Annotated in this window: 1 protein-coding gene; it reads left to right on the forward strand. The window is 39.7% G+C overall.

Features of this window, described 5'->3' with window-relative positions; genetic code table 11:
- Positions 1–83: 83 nt before the first annotated feature.
- On the forward strand, positions 84–501 hold a 418-nt coding region (locus tag AC3WR0_RS25405), incomplete at its 3' end, for a reverse transcriptase domain-containing protein (RefSeq protein ID WP_492554855.1).

The raw sequence follows: 501 nt of genomic DNA on the forward strand, positions 1-501 counted from the left end.
AATGGATGATGGAATTCTTGAAACTCCGAATCACTGACCCTAACCTACTGAGAATAATCAGCAGGTTTCTTAAAGGTGGATACATGGAGGAAGGTAAGAAATACAAGACAGACAATGGCACACCGCAAGGTGGAGTGATATCTCCGATATTAGCCAATGTCTATCTCCATTACGTTCTTGATCTATGGTTTGAAAAAGTGGTTAGGAAACAATGTAAAGGCCAGGCATATATAGTAAGATACGCAGATGATTTTGTTTGTTGTTTTCAGAACAAAAGTGAAGCCCAGCAATTCTTCCATTCATTAAAAGCGAGATTAAAGAAATTTAACTTGGAAATAGCCGAGGATAAAACAAAAATAATTCCCTTCGGACGATTTGCGGAAAAGAATGCAAATCGTGACGGGACTGGCAAACCGGATACCTTTGATTTCCTCGGGTTTACACACTATTGTGGGATAAGTAAACACGGGAAGTTCCGAGTAAAGAGGAAAACCAGCAGGA

Source organism: Neobacillus sp. FW104-15D2 (assembly GCF_058790155.1).